Raw genomic sequence first — 14,333 nt, forward strand, 5'->3', positions numbered from 1 at the left:
TCGTGATGGCCGACGGCGTGGAGATTCCGCTCGACTCGATGCAGGCGCTGAGTGACGCTCTGCACGAGATCATGACCGAGTTCGACGAGGCGGGGTCGCGCACCAGCGACCTGGTGGGGGCGATCGGGAGCCCGCAGGGCGACAGCCGCCTCGCCCGCGCCGCCGAGGACTTCGAGTCCGAGTGGGACGACAAGCGCGAGACGCAGCGCCGCAACCTCGAAGAGATGAAGAAGCGGCTCGACGACGCGCGCGAGGGCTGGGAACAGGCCGACCTGGAGCTCGCGCAGAGTATGGAGTCCGCAGAATGACCGAGAACTCCTACATCTACTCGCGGGAGGAGATGCCCTCGACGCCCGGCGGGCGACGGGTGCGCAAGATCGAGGGCGACCCCGTCGCGATCAGCACCCGGGCGTCGGACATCGAGTCGCTCGGCGACAAGATGGCCCGTGCCGCGGTGACGCTGCAGCTCTTCGCCGACGGCACCGTCGGCCGCGGGGAGTCGTTCGACGCCGTCCGCGAGCAGGCGAAGGAGGTCTACGAGGACCTGCAGACCGCGGCTCGTCGGTACCGGCCGAGCGGCACCGCACTGGCGTCCTACGCGACCGCGCTCAGCAGCGTCCAGTCCGACAGCGACTGGCGGGTCGACGGAGCGGACCGGACGTGGCCCGAGGTCAACGAGGCATCGCGCGCCCTGAGCGGTGCGGAGTCCGACCAGCACGAGTTCGACACCCAGGAGCGCCTGCACCCCGACGTCGAGCAGACGGGTACGCGGCCCAGCACGGCGGGCGAGCAGGCGGCGTTCGACGCCGCGGTGTCGTCGTGGGAGGCCTACTGGGGAACATACGACGCACCCGTCGAGACGTGGGAGTCTGCCTACGACACCGCCGTCAACAGCCTCGAGCGCACCAATGCCGACGGCGTGTCCGACAGCTTCTGGGACAACTCGATGCCGTTCGTCGAAGGAATGCTGACGGTGTTGTTCTACGTCGGCATCGCCCTGCTCGTCGTCGCGTTCTTCGTGACGGGTCCTCTCGCGCTGCTCGCGGGAGTGCTCGCGGCCGTGGCGGGCGTCCTGTCGCTGCTCGGTGAGATCGCGAAGCTGAACGCCGGACGCGGCGACTGGACGAGCGTCGCGCTCGCCGCGGTCGGCATCATCCCGTTCGGAAAGCTCGCGAAGCTGGGCGACGTGGCTGCGGGACTCGCGGGCTCCTCCGTTCGCTTCCCCCGGCTCACGGCCGCGTTCCGGCTCGGCGGTGAGGAGTTCGCGCAGTACGGTCGAGCGCTGGATTCCTTCGTCGAGAGCCGGATGCCGGGTCTCTTCAACCGTTTCGACGACGCGGGTCAGCTCGTCTACCGGTCGCCGCACGGCCTCAACTCGCAGAACATGTTCCGCGGGCTGCTGACGCCCTCCTTCCTCGCGCAGGGCAACAGCTGGGTCGGCAGCATCCGCGGCGGATGGCAGGCGCTCGCTGGCAATCCGACGAACCTAGCGCAGGCGATCGGCGGCGGCGTCGACGTCTACACGGACATCGTCTCGACGCTCCGCGAGGGTCGCGATCGGATCGCTGCCGCGCTGTAGTGTCGGAGAGTGATCGGACCCGCATGATCTCCCCGGATGCCGCCGCCGCCGTTCACGGTCCGGCGCTGCTGTCTGCTCGACCCGACCCGGAGCTGTGGTCGCTCGTGCCCGTTCCCGAACAGGCCGACGGCTGGCTGCATGGACTGGTAGAGACGCATGCGCGCGGCGACGAGCAGCGCATCGTGGACGCGGGGATACTCGCGCTCCGCACCCAGGCCGAGACCGACGCCGCACTCGTCTTCCTGCTCCACGAGGACCGGGCCGCCATCGTCGCATCGCTCGCGCTTTTCGCCTACGCGGACGTGCCGGCGCCGACGAGCGCCGACGACGCGCTCCGTGTCGCCGAGTCGCTGACCCGTTCGACCTGGCAGGGCGAGGCGATCGAGGTCTCGCCGGGGGAGCATCGCGGGTGGCGCGTCACGGTGCTCGAGTCCACGAGCGGTGCTTCGAACCCGGACGGGCCGGCGCCGGATGCCTCGGTGTTCATCGCGGACTTCCTGTCGACCCTGTACTTCCTCGACGTGGCGGGAGGGATGGTTCTGGCCGTCCTGTCGCCGCTTCGACCGGAAGCCGCGTTCGTGGCGCAGCGTGCTGCCGAGCAGGTCCTGGAGACGCTCGAGGTGAGCCCCGCATGATGCCCGTGTCGGACGAGGAGGTCGCGACGCTGGTCGCGCTCGCCAAGCCCCGGGTCGAGTCGGCTATGGCCCTGCCGCAGTTCACCCCCGGCATGGCTGAGGTCAACGTGTTCGACGTCGCCGGACAGCGGGCCGTCGCCGATCGAGCTTCGGATGCGGTCCGCAACCTGGGGCCCGAGGCGGTGCGACGAGCCAAGAGCGGACTCGTGCGCGATTTCGGGGCACGCAACCCCGAGCGCGGCTGGATCGGTTTCGCGATGTTCCTCGCCGTCGTGACGAGCGTGTTGACGGCCGCCTTCGCGTCGGGCATCCGGTCCGACCCGGCAGACGTGGCGACCGTGGCGACCGTGCTCGCCGCCGTCGCCGCCCTCGCGGACGCGATCTCGCTCGCGGGCTCGAGGTTGCGACCGTTGAACCGATTCGTCCTGCGCATGCAGCTCGTGACGTGCGTCGCCTTGGCGGTCGGGGTGGCGCTGAGCTTCTCCCACGGGCTCATCGGCCCCGCCACGGCGCAACTCGTGTGCCTGATCGTCACGGTGATCGTGGGCGTCGTCATCGTCGTCGTTCGCGGGCGCGATGCCGAGGCCACGCAACAGATCGACCTCAGCGTCGAGCGAGCCTACCTGGGCGCCCTCGACGAGGTGGAGGCGGGCGCACGCGAGGCGCAGCGGCGTCTCGACGGGGAGCTCGACCCCGCGGCGGCCGCGGTGATCGCACGCGTCCGGTCGGCACTGTTCACCGACCTCGGTAAGCGCAATGCCGCGCTTGCCGATTTCGACTCGTCAACGCCGCTCGGGTCGGCGCTGATCGCCGCGCACACGGATCCCGACCGCTGGCTTCCGGCATCCGTCGCGAAGGCGCGAAAGCGGCCCGCTCGATAGGCTGGCACCCCGACGGAAGGAACCCTCATGTCGCTGCGCGCGGAGCTCATCGGCGAGGCGGTGAGCGAACCGTCGTTCGCGGTGCTGCTGCCCTCCGGATGGGAGGCTCACACGCCCGATCTCGCGTCGGTGGACGAGCGCGTCGACGCCGCTGTCGCCGCGCTCCCGGTGGCCTCTCGAGGAGCTGCGCTCGCGGCGCTGCGCGAGACGGTGGCATCGGCACGCGCCGAGGCGGCACGCGCCGAGGTCATCCGGGTCTTCTCGCCGTCGCATGTCGGCGAGGACGAGGCGATCCCGGTGTCGCTCGTCGCCTCGTGGCTCGTCGCGCCCGCGGGTGCGACGGCGTCCGATCTGGGGTCGACGATGGTGCAGCGCTACGGCGCGCGACCGCTCGACGAACGCGGCACGATCCTGAAGTGGTCCGCCGCGAAGACCTCCACGATCGAGGGCGCGGAGGTGCGCACGGCCGGCCACGGCTATCTCGTCCGCGTCCCCGACGAGAAGAAGCGCGCGCTCGTCTTCCGATCGACCATCCTCCACAGCGTCGACGGGACGGAGATCGCCGGCGACGGCATCGATGCAATGGAGCTCGTCTGCGACGCGATCGTCGCGAGCGTGCGGTGGCGCCGCCGCGACTGACCCGGCTGCGCCCGTCAGCGCTTCTTCTTCGGGGCCTCCGCCACGTCGAGCTTGTCGTGCAGCCCACCCAGCGATGACCAGGCGCTCGCCGTCCCCTTCGCCGCGTGCTCGGCGCCGCGGACGGCGCGCTCGTCGGCCCACTCGTTGAGGACATGGCCGCGGTGACCGCGGACGTGCTCGAGGATGACGTCGGGCAGGCCGCGAGCGCGCCGCGCGTCGCGCGCGACGATGAGCTGTTCGAGGATGTCGCGGTTCTTCGTGGGCGCGCCGGTCGAGGTCTTCCAGCCGCGGCGGCGGTGCCCGTCCATCCATGACGCGTACGTGTCGATGGCGTACTTGGAGTCGGCCTGCACGACCAGCTCGCGCACGTCGGGGTGGTCCTCGATCGCCTTGAGCAGTCCGAGCAGCTCGCCGATGTTGTTCGTGCCCTCCGGGATGGCCCCGGCCGCCCAGTGGCCGTCCTCGCCGACCCAGGCCCAGCCCGTCGGTCCGGGGTTGCCCTTGCAGGCGCCGTCGGTGGCCACGGTGTATCGGTCGGAACTCACTCGGGCAAGGCTACCCGGGGCGTCGGCGGTGCCCGTTTCTGTATACGTTCGGGCCGAATTGCGATGAAATCGCGCGGTTCACCTAGCTCTGTGTATACAATCGCGGCATGGTGGCCGAAGGCGGAGCACGAGCGGGCGAGCGCGCGTACGCCATTCTGCTCGCCGGGATCCAGAACGGCGAGCTCGCTCCCGGAACCGTGCTCGCCGAGGTGGAGCAGGCGACCCGACTGGGGGTCAGCCGTACCCCGTTGCGCGAGGCGCTGCGACGACTGGCCGCCGACGGCCTCGTGCGCCAGGCGTCGCCCCGCGTCACGGTCGTCGCCGACATCGACCGCGACGACATCCGGTCGCTGTTCGACGTGCGTCGAGCGCTCGAGGAGACCGCCGCCCGGCTCGCAGCCTCGCGCGGCGACGCCGCCCGTTTCGCCGAGCTCGCGACGGCGTTCGAGCGCACCGCGCAGGCCGAGGTGTCCGCGGCGAGCGACCCCGACGCGTATTACGCGCTCATCGCCCGCTTCGACGCGGCCCTCGACGATGCCGCGGGCAACGCATACCTGACGTCGGCGCTCGCGAAGGTGCGCACCCACCTCGTCCGGGTGCGTCGCCTCGCCCGCGACAACCCCGGCCGGCTGGCCGCGTCGATCGGGGAGCACCGGCTCATCGCGAGCGCGATCGCCGCCCGAGATGCCGACCTCGCCGCACACGCCACCCACGTGCACCTGCACAACGCCCTGATCAGCATCCTCGACTCCCTGGAGGCATCCGCATGACCGTCAGCCATCCCGTCCGGGTCCACCGCAGCGACGAAGACCTCGCCCGCGAGGACCAGCTGGCCTGGAAGATCGCGGAGGTCGCCGTCGACCCGGCCGCGGTCGAGCCCGAGGTCGTCGACATGATCGTCAACCGGGTCATCGACAACGCCGCCGTCGCGGCGGCATCCCTCACCCGGGCACCCGTCAGCTCGGCGCGCGCGCAGGCGCTCGACCACCCCGTCTCGCGGGGCGGCGCAGGGGCGAGCGTGTTCGGCGTGACCGACCGCACGAGTCCCGAGTGGGCCGCGTGGGCGAACGGTGTCGCCGTGCGCGAGCTCGACTACCACGACACCTTCCTCGCCGCCGACTACTCGCACCCCGGCGACAACATCCCGCCGATCCTCGCGGTCGCCCAGCACGTCGGCGCCGACGGTGCGGCGCTCGTCCGGGGCCTCGCGACGGGGTACGAGATCCAGATCGACCTCGTCCGGGCCATCTGCCTGCACAAGCACAAGATCGACCACGTCGCCCACCTCGGGCCCTCGGCCGCCGCCGGCATCGGCACGCTGCTCGGCCTCGATGCCGCGACGATCTACCAGGCGGTCGGGCAGGCGCTGCACACGACCACGGCCACGCGCCAGTCGCGCAAGGGCGAGATCTCCACCTGGAAGGCGCACGCCCCCGCCTTCGCAGGCAAGCTCGCGGTCGAAGCCGTCGACCGGGCCATGCGCGGGGAGACGAGCCCGAACCCGATCTACGAGGGAGAGGACGGCGTCATCGCCTGGCTGCTCGACGGTTCGGAAGCCGCCTACACGGTGCCGCTGCCCGCGCCCGGCGAGCCCAAGCGCGGCATCCTCGACTCCTACACGAAGGAGCACTCGGCGGAGTATCAGGCGCAGGCGTGGATCGACCTCGCCCGCAAGCTGCACGGCGAGCACCCCGAGCTGGCCGACCCCGCCAACGTCGCGAGCATCGTGCTGCACACGAGCCACCACACGCACTACGTCATCGGCTCCGGGGCGAACGACCCGCAGAAGTACGACCCGACCGCCTCGCGCGAGACGCTCGACCATTCGATCCCGTACATCTTCGCCGTGGCGCTGCAGGACGGCGGTTGGCACCACGTCGACTCCTACACGCCCGAGCGGGCCGCGCGCCCCGACACCGTCGCGCTGTGGCAGCGGATCACGACGGCCGAGGATCCGGAGTGGACCCGTCGCTACCACTCCGACGACCCCGCGGAGAAGGCCTTCGGCGGGCGCGTCGAGATCCGGCTCGTCGACGGCACGACGCTCGTCGACGAGATCGCCGTGGCCGATGCGCATCCGCTCGGTGCCCGGCCGTTCGCGCGGGAGGACTACATCCGCAAGTTCCGCATCCTCGCCGAGCCCGTGCTCGATGCGGCCGAGATCGAGCGTTTCCTCCGCCTCGCGGAGCGTCTGCCCGAGCTCACCGCCGACGAGGTCCGCGAGCTGACCATCGTCGCGCGCGACGGGGTCATCGCCTCCGCGCCGAACCCGCGGGGGCTGTTCTGATGCTGTACTCGCAGACGACGGCGTCCGACAAGCGCCGCATCCTCCGGGAACGGCTCGCGAGTGGCGAGACGCTACGCTTCCCGGGTGCGTTCAATCCGCTGTCGGCCCGGCTGATCGAGCGGCACGGCTTCGACGGCGTCTACATCTCGGGCGCGGTCATCGCCGCCGACCTGGGCCTGCCCGACGTGGGCCTCACGACCCTGAGCGAGGTCGCCGGGCGCGGCCAGCAGATCGCGCGGATGACGGAGCTCCCGGCGATCATCGACGCCGACACCGGGTTCGGCGAGCCGATGAACGTCGCGCGCACGATCCAGACGCTCGAGGATGCCGGCCTGGCCGGCTGCCACATCGAGGACCAGGTCAATCCCAAGCGGTGCGGACACCTCGACGGCAAGAGCGTGGTCGATCAGGACACGGCGGTGAACCGCATCCGGGCGGCCGTCGACGCTCGGCGCGATGCGAACTTCCTGGTCATGGCCCGCACCGACGTCCGGGCCATCGAGGGGATGGACGCCGCCGTCGATCGCGCCCGTGCGCTCGTCGACGCCGGGGCGGATGCGATCTTCCCCGAGGCGATGCGCGATCTCGCGGAGTTCGCGGCGATGGCCGCCGCCGTCGACGTGCCGATCCTGGCCAACATGACCGAGTTCGGCAAGTCCGACCTGTTCACCGTCGACCAGCTGCGTGACGCGGGCGTGCGGATCGTCATCTGGCCGGTCTCGCTCCTGCGCATCGCGATGGGCGCGGCGGGTCGGGCGCTCGACGAGCTCACGGCGGCGGGGAACCTCACCGCCAAGCTCGACGAGATGCAGCACCGCGCCGACCTGTACGACCTCGTCGACTACGAGGGATACACCCGCTTCGACTCCTCGGTCTTCGACTTCACCCTGTCGACTCGCCAGAATGGGTCGATCGACCGGGGCTGAAACCCGCAGATTCTGGCTACTCGACGGAGAGGGAACAGAGCATGACCGAGCAGGACATCCGCAAGGGGCTCGTGGGGGTCGTCGCCGACGTGACGGCGATCTCGAAGGTGAACCCCGATTCGAACTCGCTGCTCTACCGCGGCTACCCGGTGCAGGAGCTCGCCGCGACGCAACCCGTCGACGCCGTCGCGCACCTGCTGTGGCACGGCGAGCTGCCGTCCGACGCCCAGCTCGCCGAACAGCGTCGCCGTGCCCGTCCGCAGCGGACGATGCCCGCCGAGCTGACGGAAGCGATCGATCGGATGCCGCTCGACGCGCACCCGATGGACGAGGTGCGTACCGCCGTCAGCGTCCTCGGCGCGCTCGACACCGCCGGCGCGGCGTCCGTGCTCGACGCGGTCGGCACTCCCGAGCGCAACCTCGAACGCAGCCTGCGCCTGTTCGCCGTGCTGCCGGCCATCGTCGCCTACGGGCAGCGCCGCCGCCGCGGGCTCGGGCTGGTGGAGCCGCGCGACGATCTCGACGACGCGGCGAACTTCCTCTGGATGACTTTCGGCGAGGAGCCCGCGCCGGTCGTCGCCGACGCCTTCAACCGGTCGCTGATCCTGTATGCCGAGCACTCGTTCAACGCCTCGACCTTCACCGGCCGCGTCATCGCCTCCACGCTCAGCGACCTCTACTCGGCGGTGGTCGGGGCGATCGGAGCGCTCAAGGGACCGCTTCACGGCGGGGCCAACGAAGCCGTGATGCACGTTTTCGGTGAGATCGGCGAGGCGGCGGGCGTCTCGGGCTGGCTCGACCGGGCGCTCGCCGAGAAACGCAAGATCATGGGATTCGGCCACCGCGTCTACAAGCGCGGGGACTCGCGGGTGCCGACGATGAAGGCGGCGCTCGACGCTCTCGTGGAGCACTACGACCGGCGGGATGTCGGTGAGCTGTACACGGCCCTCGAGCGCGAGTTCACCGAGCGCAAGGGCATCTACCCGAACCTGGACTACCCGTCGGGGCCGGCCTACAACCTCATGGGCTTCGACACCGTGACCTTCACGCCCCTCTTCGTCGCGGCGCGCGTCGTGGGGTGGACGGCGCACATCATGGAGCAGTACGCCGCGAACGCGCTGATCCGGCCGCTGTCGGCTTACGACGGTCCGGACGAGCGCCATGTCGACGGGTACGTCGCCGACGAGACCGATGTCGCGGCGGCCGAGCGGCCGGAGGAGGCCGCCGGCTGAGACGCCTCCTCCTGGTCTGCGCCGGAAACGCGGATCGACCCGCCGCACCCGATCTCTCGGAGTGCAGCGGGTCGATGCGTCTGCCGCGCGGCGGAGGTCAGCTGGTCTGGCGCCGGCGCGCTGCGACCAGGAGTCCGCCGAGGGCGAGGGCCAGCGCGCCCGCCACCGCGAACCCGATCGGGGCGGTGCCGCCCGTCACGGCGATCGTGCCGGCGGGAGCTGCCGCGGTCACCGTCACGGCGACCTCGATGGGATCGAGGGCGCCCGACGTCACGACGAGGCGGTGCGCGCCGGTCGGGAAGTCGCGGGGGACGGCGACCGTGAACTCGGTCCGACCGGCCGCGTCGGCCGCGGGGATCCCCGTGACGACGACGGGGTCGCTGAACAGCGTCGCGGCGATCTGCTGACCGGGCTCGAGCCCGGACACCGTGACCTCGAGCGTGCCGCCCTGCGCCACCGTGTCGCTCGCGAGCTCGACCGTCGCCCACGGCTGCGCCGGCTCGCCCTCGCCCGGCTCGCCCTCTCCCGGCTCGCCCTCACCCGGCTCACCCGGCGATCCGGGGCCGGGGAAGCCCGGCTGCTCGACGGGCGGCTGCTCGCCCGCGATGTAGGCGCGGTTCGCGGGCGACGGCGCGACCGGGCCGACGGCGGCGAAGAACTCCACCGTGGCCTGCAGATCGACCTGCCCGGAATCCGCGGCAGCCGCACCCTCGACGAAGGTGGCGAAGTTGTCGCCGCCTCCGGCGAGGAAGGAGTTCGTGACCACACGGATCGATGTCGTCGTGTCGTCGAGGGCGAGCTCCTCGCCGTTCAGCTGCATCGACCGGATGTGCGAGCCCGCGGCGGCATCCGGGTCGTATTCGAAGGTGAAGCCCTTCGACACGCCCATCGCGAGCTTCGGGCGCGAGGCACCCGCAGGCTGCCACTGCTCTTCGAGTACCTGTCGGATCTGGGCCGGGGTCAGCTCGAGGGTCACGAGGGTGTTGGCGAACGGCTGCACATTCGCGACCTCCCGGTACGAGACCGCACCTCCGTCGTTGCCGAACGCCAGGTCGGCGCGCAGCCCGCCCGGGTTCATGAACGCGATCTCGGCCTTCTGACCGCCGTACCCCGGGTTCTGGGTGGTGGCCCACAGGTAGACGTCGGCGACGGTGTTGCCGAGCGTCGAGTGCACGCCCCGGTCCTCCGCGCCCGCGGCGGTCTTGCCCCGCAGGATGTCGCCGGTGATCGAGCCGACCTGGACCCGGCCCTTCTCGTCGGCGACCTGCACGGCCGCGTCGACGATACCGGCCGTTGCCGGGTCGGGGTACGCGACGGGGCGTCCCAGGGTCGCGTCGACCAGGGGGACCGTGCCCCCGGTGATCGACTCGAGCTCGCCGGCATCCGTGAGCGTGATGTCGAGGGTCCCGACGGTCGTGCCGTACTGGTGCGCCTGGATCACCGGGCGCCCGCCGATCTCGCACGCGTACCGCTGGTGGGTGTGCGCCGAGACGATCGCGTCGATGTCGCTCGACGCGCCGCGGACCAGCTCGCCGAAGTCTCCCGACTCGGTCGCGATGGCGGTGCAGTCCGATCCCGCCGACCCCTCGTGGGCGAGGAGCACGACGACCGCTGCACCCTCGGCGACGGCCGCCGCGGCGGCGTCGTTCGCCGACGCGACCTGGTCGCGGAACTCGATGCCGGCGATGCCCTGCGGGCTGACCATACCGGCGGTCTGCTGCGTGACCGTTCCGACGAAGGCGACCTTGGTGCCGTCGACCTCTCTGATCGTGTAGGGCTGCAGCGCGTGCTCGTCGGTGCCCGCCACGAAGACGTTGGCTCCGAGGGCGAGGTCGCTGAACGCGTCGGCGTCGGGATCGCCCTCGTAGCGCGGGATCACGCGCTCGGTGAGGTCGGCGAAGCCGCGGTCGAACTCGTGGTTGCCGACGGCGCTGACGTCGAGACCGGCGGCGCGCAGGGCATCGATCGTCGGGGCGTCCTCGTCGATGAACGACTCGAAGGCCGAGGCGCCGATGTTGTCGCCGGCCGAGACGAAGAGCGTGTTCGGGTTCTGCTGACGGAACGCCGACACCGCGCCGGCGAGGACGCCGGCACCGGCCACGCCGTTCGACTCGGGCACGAGCCGGCCGTGGAAGTCGTTGATCGTCACCACGCGGATGTCGGGCTCCACGGCGGGCGCGCCGCCGACCAGCTGATCGACCGCGTACACCGTCGTCGTCCCCGACACCTCGTTGCCCACCACGAGCAGGGGCTCTCCGGAAGGTGAACGCAACGCCGGGATGAACTGGATGCCCTCGGGCCCGAGGTCGCCCGCGGCCGGTGACTCAGCATCCGCCGCGAAGTCGCGGTTGTTGACGTAGGTGACGTAGCTCGCGGCAGTCGGGTCGGTGATGTCGTAGACGATGACGCCGCCGACCCGCTCGAAGCCGATGAAGGCGTAGGTGCGGCCCCCGACGGTGCCGATCGAGAGGTTCTCGGGCTCGGGTCCCTTGTCGTCGCTGCGGCCTTCGAGGTTCGCCTCGGTGTGGTTCGAGTCGAAGTACTCCGGTGCGACGCGCGCGATGATCTGCTCGAACTCGTCGCCCGAGTCGAACACGAGCGTGCCGTCGGTGCCCCAGATCGAGAACGAACGTGACCCGAAGGCGTAGAGCTCGTCGTAGCAGCTGCCGTCGGCGGGCAGGCCGTTCTCGGTCGTCACGTTCAGGCGGCCGAGCTGGTCGTCGCCCAGCTGCGCGGCCAGCGGCGAGTCGGCGCACACGGGGGCCAGCCCGTCGTCACCCAGGTCCTTGACCCGGACCGCTTCGGCGTAGTCGCCCCACTCGCGAGCGTCGCCCTCGTTCGCCGTCACCAGGTAGGTCGCGGCTGCGCCGTCGACGGTCGCCGAGTACGACTGGATGCCGTCGGGCATGGGCATGCCCTTCAGCCCGGGGAAGGTGCGGATGTCGATGCGCTCGTCCCGGTCGCTCGGATCGAGGCCGTGGCCGTCGGCGCCGTGATCGACGAACCCGAGGGGGAGGACACCGGTGACCTCCGCCTTCGCGAGGTCGATGACCGCGATGGCGTTGGCCTCCTGCAAGGCTGCATAAGCGGTGGTCCCGGCGACCGTGATGTACTCCGGCTCGAGGTTCCGGCTCACGCGATTGGCCTCGAGCGGGCGGTCGCCCTGGTCGGGCGCGGCGACGTCGGGGCCGAACACGCGGACGTCGGGGTGGAGCGGCGTCGATCCGCCCGCCTCGAACGCATCGAAGCCGGCGATGCGCACCGCCTGCTGCTCGGGCGCAGTGACGGTGCGAGGCAGCGAGACCACGCCGATCGAGCCTTCGGGGTCGAGCGAGAAGTCGTCTGCGGGCTCGCCCTCGTTGGCGACCACGGCGTACGCGCCGTCGGCCGAGATCGTGACCATGTCGGGCAGGGCCCCGACCGTCACCGACCCCAGTCGTGCCGAGGCGGCGTCGTCCGCGTCGGCGTCGAAGAACACGAGCGTGCCGGCCGCGGTCTTGTCCTCGGCTTCGAAGGCGACGACGCCGAGCCCGTCGTCGCGCACGGCGAGCGAGTTCGCGGTGCCGGCATCCGACAGCGTGAACAGCTCGGCGGGAGCTGTCGGGTCGCTGTTGTCGAGCACGGTCACCGAGCCCGCCTGCGCGTTGACCACGTAGAGGCGGTCGCGGTAGGACTGCACGATCTCAGCCGCGGACTCGTCGAAGACGCCGGTCTCGTGCGTTCCGATCGGCGCGAGGGCCAGCGTGGCGCCGGGGGCGGAGTCGGTGATCGGGTCGGACACGATCGCGGCTGACGCCGCGGTCAGCGGGGTCAGGGCGAGGGTGCAGGTCAGCGCGGCCGTGGCGACGGCGGCGAGCGTGCGGGGAACCGCTCGGTTCCGGGCAGGCGAAGGCATGGATGTCCTCTGGTCGGGTGAACGGGTGCACGACGTGGTTACTCCCCGCAGGTGTCCGGCACGTGAATCACCGGCAACCGGCCGGAGACGGTCGGTGGGGCGCGTGGCACGATGAGGGCATGAGCGACTACACGACGATCATCACCGAGACGCGCGGCCGCGTCGGCTGGCTGACCCTGAACCGCCCCGAGGCGCTGAACGCGCTGAACTCGACGCTCGCGGCTGAGCTCGCCGATGCCGCGACCGCCTTCGATCGCGACGAGGCGATCGGCGCGATCGTGGTGACGGGTTCGGAGCGGGCCTTCGCGGCCGGTGCCGACATCAAGGAGATGGCCGGCAAGAGCGCGCGCGACATGTCGATCGACAACCCGTTCGCGCCGTTGGAGGACTTCGCGCGCGTGCGGACCCCCGTCATCGCCGCCGTCGCGGGTTACGCCCTCGGCGGCGGGTGCGAACTCGCGATGATGTGCGACGTCATCCTCGCCGCCGACACGGCGGTGTTCGGTCAGCCCGAGATCGACCTCGGCGTCATCCCGGGGATCGGCGGCACCCAGCGGCTGGCCCGGGCGATCGGGTACTACAAGGCCGCCGAGCTGGTGCTGACGGGCCGGCGGATGCCGGCGGACGAGGCAGAGCGCGCCGGACTCGTGTCGCGGGTGGTGCCCGCGGCCGACCTGCTCGCCGAGGCTTCCGCGGTCGCGGAGCGGATCGCGTCGCGGTCGCTGCCCGTCTCGTATGCGGCCAAGCAGGCGCTGCGGGCCTCGCAGGAGACGACGGCCGCCGAAGGCCTGCGGCTCGAGCGCACGCTGTTCGCGTCGCTGTTCGCCCTCGATGATCAGAAGGAGGGGATGGCGGCCTTCGCCGAGAAGCGGAGCCCCGACTTCCGGCACCGCTGATCGTTCACGCCCCCGTTCGGATGCGCTCCCGGGCTCAGAACGGTGGGGGTCCGCCGGGCGGTTCAGCCGTTTCCGCGCGAGACGGCAGGGAATCCGCGGTGTCGGTCTCGGTGGTGAAGCAGACGGCCGGTATCGGGACGTCTTCGCGGTAGATCCGGCCGCCCGGTGAGGTCCATTGGAGAACGCCCCCGCCGACCTGTCGGACCTCCCAGCTGGTGAACTGCTTCATGGAGTGGTGTCGCTGACACAGGTGCGCGAGGTTGGCGAGGTGGGTGTGCCCGCCGAGCGCGTACTCGCGGGTGTGGTCGATCTCGCAGCGGATCGCGGCGAGGCGGCATCCGGGGAACCGGCAGTGCTGGTCCCGCGCTTTCAGGAGCTTCGCCATCGCCGCGGTTGGCCGGTACGTGTCGATCTCCGCCGGGGTGCGGGTGATCGGGTCGATGAACAGCCGGTCCCATTCGCGGGTCTGTCCGGCGAGGAGGCGGGCGGTGTCGGCGTCGATCAGCCCTGCCCCGACGACCTCCGCCGGGTGCTCGTCCGAGCCGGTGAGCGTTTCCGCGGTGATCGCGACCTGAACCCGCGCGCGGATCGCGCCCAGCCCTCCGGACCGGTCGGCGCCGTGGGTGGGGTCGACGGCGGGTGCCCCGGCGAGGACGAGGTCGCCCAGGATGTCGGCGCGGAGCTGATCCATCGTCCGCAGATCGGGCTCCGCCACGGCACCCGCGCCACCATCAGCCGCAGCATCCGCCCCAGCGTCCTTGACGGCGTGGCCCATCTGCGTGAGCCGGTCGAACATCCCCGCAGCGATCACCGTCGGC

At 71.3% G+C, this 14,333-nt stretch carries 12 protein-coding genes and 1 pseudogene; 10 read left to right on the forward strand and 3 right to left on the reverse strand.

Features of this window, described 5'->3' with window-relative positions:
- The first annotated feature begins 5 nt into the window (after positions 1-5).
- From BLT21_RS11535 to BLT21_RS11555, 5 genes are read left to right on the forward strand one after another with little or no spacing between them, the layout of a single operon-like run.
- Positions 6-308 (forward strand): hypothetical protein, encoded by a 303-nt coding sequence (locus tag BLT21_RS11535; RefSeq protein WP_143024977.1) that lies wholly within the window; start codon positions 6-8, stop codon positions 306-308.
- On the forward strand, positions 305-1,579 hold the full coding sequence (locus tag BLT21_RS11540; protein WP_091502103.1) for a hypothetical protein: 1,275 nt from the start codon (positions 305-307) through the stop codon (positions 1,577-1,579). Before BLT21_RS11535 ends, BLT21_RS11540 begins: the two co-directional genes overlap by 4 nt.
- 23 nt (positions 1,580-1,602) lie before the next feature.
- Positions 1,603-2,214: a hypothetical protein gene (locus tag BLT21_RS11545; protein ID WP_091502105.1), complete on the forward strand. Its 612-nt coding sequence runs from the start codon at positions 1,603-1,605 to the stop codon at positions 2,212-2,214.
- Entirely contained in the window at positions 2,211-3,095 is an 885-nt protein-coding gene (locus tag BLT21_RS11550) for a hypothetical protein (protein WP_091502107.1), read from the forward strand. Before BLT21_RS11545 ends, BLT21_RS11550 begins: the two co-directional genes overlap by 4 nt.
- 27 nt (positions 3,096-3,122) lie before the next feature.
- Complete coding sequence (locus BLT21_RS11555) at positions 3,123-3,734, forward strand: hypothetical protein (RefSeq protein ID WP_091502110.1); 612 nt, start codon at positions 3,123-3,125, stop codon at positions 3,732-3,734.
- A gap of 14 nt (positions 3,735-3,748) precedes the next feature.
- On the opposite strand, the gene BLT21_RS11560 is transcribed toward BLT21_RS11555, so the two are convergent.
- A complete protein-coding gene (locus tag BLT21_RS11560; protein WP_091502113.1) occupies positions 3,749-4,279 on the reverse strand; it encodes a ribonuclease H family protein in 531 nt (176 codons plus the stop codon).
- Between the two features lie 107 nt (positions 4,280-4,386).
- On the opposite strand from BLT21_RS11560, the gene BLT21_RS11565 reads away from it, so the two are divergent.
- The 4 genes from BLT21_RS11565 to BLT21_RS11580 are packed head-to-tail and all read left to right on the forward strand — an operon-like array spanning position 4,387 to position 8,724.
- Positions 4,387-5,049 (forward strand): GntR family transcriptional regulator, encoded by a 663-nt coding sequence (locus BLT21_RS11565; protein ID WP_176786887.1) that lies wholly within the window; start codon positions 4,387-4,389, stop codon positions 5,047-5,049.
- Complete coding sequence (locus tag BLT21_RS11570; RefSeq protein WP_091502115.1) at positions 5,046-6,566, forward strand: MmgE/PrpD family protein; 1,521 nt, start codon at positions 5,046-5,048, stop codon at positions 6,564-6,566. The genes BLT21_RS11565 and BLT21_RS11570 overlap by 4 nt, the downstream gene beginning before the upstream one ends.
- Positions 6,566-7,492, forward strand: coding sequence for a methylisocitrate lyase (prpB, locus tag BLT21_RS11575; protein WP_091502117.1), 927 nt, complete (start codon positions 6,566-6,568; stop codon positions 7,490-7,492). The genes BLT21_RS11570 and prpB overlap by 1 nt, the downstream gene beginning before the upstream one ends.
- 41 nt (positions 7,493-7,533) lie before the next feature.
- On the forward strand, positions 7,534-8,724 hold the full coding sequence (locus tag BLT21_RS11580) for a bifunctional 2-methylcitrate synthase/citrate synthase (protein ID WP_091502119.1): 1,191 nt from the start codon (positions 7,534-7,536) through the stop codon (positions 8,722-8,724).
- A 97-nt stretch (positions 8,725-8,821) separates the two neighbouring features.
- Here the strand turns inward: BLT21_RS11580 and BLT21_RS11585 are convergent, their stop codons facing one another.
- On the reverse strand, positions 8,822-12,619 hold the full coding sequence (locus BLT21_RS11585; RefSeq protein WP_256336046.1) for a choice-of-anchor I family protein: 3,798 nt from the start codon (positions 12,617-12,619) through the stop codon (positions 8,822-8,824).
- A gap of 119 nt (positions 12,620-12,738) precedes the next feature.
- Here BLT21_RS11585 and BLT21_RS11590 point away from each other — a divergent pair, with 119 nt between their 5' ends.
- Positions 12,739-13,515 carry an enoyl-CoA hydratase-related protein gene (locus BLT21_RS11590; RefSeq protein WP_091502121.1) on the forward strand — a complete coding sequence of 259 codons (777 nt, stop codon included), beginning with the start codon at positions 12,739-12,741 and terminating at the stop codon, positions 13,513-13,515.
- Positions 13,516-13,549: 34 nt separating this feature from the next.
- Here BLT21_RS11590 and BLT21_RS11595 read toward each other — a convergent pair.
- Positions 13,550-14,333: pseudogene (locus BLT21_RS11595) on the reverse strand (HNH endonuclease); the annotation flags it as partial.

It is taken from the genome of Microbacterium sp. cf332, assembly GCF_900102175.1.
In the GTDB taxonomy this organism is placed as follows: Bacteria; Actinomycetota; Actinomycetes; order Actinomycetales; family Microbacteriaceae; genus Microbacterium.

Bases quoted from the DNA above. Each gene is read 5' to 3' on its own strand.
- BLT21_RS11565 (WP_176786887.1), top strand. From the start codon at position 4,387: ATGGTGGCCGAAGGCGGAGCACGAGCGGGCGAGCGCGCGTACGCCATT.
- BLT21_RS11580 (WP_091502119.1), top strand. From the start codon at position 7,534: ATGACCGAGCAGGACATCCGCAAGGGGCTCGTGGGGGTCGTCGCCGAC.
- BLT21_RS11570 (WP_091502115.1), top strand. From the start codon at position 5,046: ATGACCGTCAGCCATCCCGTCCGGGTCCACCGCAGCGACGAAGACCTC.
- BLT21_RS11585 (WP_256336046.1), bottom strand. From the start codon at position 12,619: ATGCCTTCGCCTGCCCGGAACCGAGCGGTTCCCCGCACGCTCGCCGCC.
- BLT21_RS11535 (WP_143024977.1), top strand. From the start codon at position 6: ATGGCCGACGGCGTGGAGATTCCGCTCGACTCGATGCAGGCGCTGAGT.
- prpB (WP_091502117.1), top strand. From the start codon at position 6,566: ATGCTGTACTCGCAGACGACGGCGTCCGACAAGCGCCGCATCCTCCGG.
- BLT21_RS11550 (WP_091502107.1), top strand. From the start codon at position 2,211: ATGATGCCCGTGTCGGACGAGGAGGTCGCGACGCTGGTCGCGCTCGCC.
- BLT21_RS11590 (WP_091502121.1), top strand. From the start codon at position 12,739: ATGAGCGACTACACGACGATCATCACCGAGACGCGCGGCCGCGTCGGC.
- BLT21_RS11545 (WP_091502105.1), top strand. From the start codon at position 1,603: ATGATCTCCCCGGATGCCGCCGCCGCCGTTCACGGTCCGGCGCTGCTG.
- BLT21_RS11540 (WP_091502103.1), top strand. From the start codon at position 305: ATGACCGAGAACTCCTACATCTACTCGCGGGAGGAGATGCCCTCGACG.
- BLT21_RS11555 (WP_091502110.1), top strand. From the start codon at position 3,123: ATGTCGCTGCGCGCGGAGCTCATCGGCGAGGCGGTGAGCGAACCGTCG.